This is a genomic window from Mesorhizobium sp. M2A.F.Ca.ET.037.01.1.1 (assembly GCF_003998075.1).
Classification (GTDB): Bacteria; Pseudomonadota; Alphaproteobacteria; order Rhizobiales; family Rhizobiaceae; genus Mesorhizobium.
This window is the reverse complement of the sequence record NZ_RZSA01001415.1, coordinates 1-1,188: the sequence shown is the minus strand read 5'-3', so window position 1 is coordinate 1,188 and position 1,188 is coordinate 1. Positions and strand designations below refer to the sequence as shown.

3 protein-coding genes and 1 pseudogene are annotated in these 1,188 nt (G+C 62.9%); 1 reads left to right on the top strand and 3 read right to left on the bottom strand.

Annotation, left to right across the window (positions count from 1 at the left end):
• The 3 genes from EOA27_RS41735 to EOA27_RS42755 form a co-directional block, all read right to left on the bottom strand.
• Window positions 1-204, bottom strand: a 204-nt coding sequence (locus tag EOA27_RS41735; protein WP_210214203.1) for a hypothetical protein, incomplete at its 3' end; no start/stop codon positions are given.
• Between the two features lie 51 nt (window positions 205-255).
• On the bottom strand, window positions 256-423 hold the full coding sequence (locus EOA27_RS42760; RefSeq protein ID WP_348639889.1) for a hypothetical protein: 168 nt from the start codon (window positions 421-423) through the stop codon (window positions 256-258).
• A gap of 93 nt (window positions 424-516) precedes the next feature.
• Window positions 517-873: a hypothetical protein gene (locus EOA27_RS42755; protein WP_245491342.1), complete on the bottom strand. Its 357-nt coding sequence runs from the start codon at window positions 871-873 to the stop codon at window positions 517-519.
• Between EOA27_RS42755 and EOA27_RS37235 the strand changes: the two are divergent.
• Window positions 842-1,188, top strand: a pseudogene (locus tag EOA27_RS37235) (IS110 family transposase); the annotation flags it as partial. The gene EOA27_RS42755 and the pseudogene EOA27_RS37235 overlap by 32 nt on opposite strands.

The following is a 1,188-nucleotide window of genomic DNA, read 5'->3' as shown; positions in this document are numbered from 1 at the left end:
ATTCCTGCGTCTCGCCGAGACGCTGACCGCCTTCCTCCAGAAATTACGGGCATCGGCGCAATCGCTGGACGTCAGCGACCGACAGAGGATTGTCCGCTTGCTGGTCAAGGACGTCTTGGTCGACGACGATACCGTCATCATCTGCCACTCGCTCCCCATGCACACGACGATACCGCCGTCCGGCAACGCGTCATCGCCTTCCAACGGGAAGTCGCCATCGGCTGACAAAAGTTACCTTTTGCGTTCAGGGAGTGATTACCGAGCCTTGGCCGGTTCCCCTTTCACTGACCGTAACGATCCGTCTTCCAGAACGCCCGCCTTGAGCCATTTGCGGATCAGGCGGATGATTCGCTTGTCGCCGATGCGGTGCTCCGCGAAACGGATAAGCCAATCTTGGCTCACTCCGTCGAAAAAGCCGGCCACGTCGGCGTCTAGTATGTAGTTCACCTTCCGCTGTGCGATACCGACATAAAGCGCGTCAAGCGCATCATGCTGGCCGCGTTCGGGCCGGAACCTCTAGCTGAACCCGAGGAAGTCCTCCTCATAGATTTGGTTCAGCACCGCCGCCGTCGCCCTCTGGACGATCTTGTCTTCGAGGGCGGCGATCGCAAGAGGGCGCTGCCGTCCGTCTGGCTTCGGTATATACGTTCGCCGTGACGGCAGGGCACGATACGCTCCCCGTTGAACCCTGTCGTGCAGGTCCGCGATCCGTTGATCGAGGTCTGCCTCGTAGGTTCGCCACGTCGTGCCGTCCACGCCGGGGGCCGCCTCACGCTTGAGCGCGTAGAGCGCCGTCCTCAGCATTTCCGGGTTGATGTGGTGGAAGAGCGCGGTGAACTTGCCGACGCCCGAAGAATCGGACCGTCGCCGCATCTCGCGTGAGCGCAAGACCTTGACGAACGAGCGCGTGCGACACGTCAATCGTCAAAGGCCTGCTGTTCGCCCAGGGCGTATCGGGCTACGAGCCGCTGCGCCGCGACCGGCGGAAGAGATTGGAGGTGCTCAAGACCGGCGACGGCCGACCCTTGCCGGCCCATCTGCAGGCGCAGGTCCGCCGGGAACTCGACAGGCTCGAACTGCTGCTCGAGCAGATCAAGGCGGTCGAGACCGAGCGCGATGCCATGCTCGCGGCCACGCAGGTTGTCTCGCCGGCACCGGCGATCCTGCTCGATCTGAAGGGCATCGGGC

Coding starts and splice junctions, on each gene's coding strand:
- EOA27_RS42755 (WP_245491342.1), bottom strand. CDS start 873: ATGCGGCGACGGTCCGATTCTTCGGGCGTCGGCAAGTTCACCGCGCTC.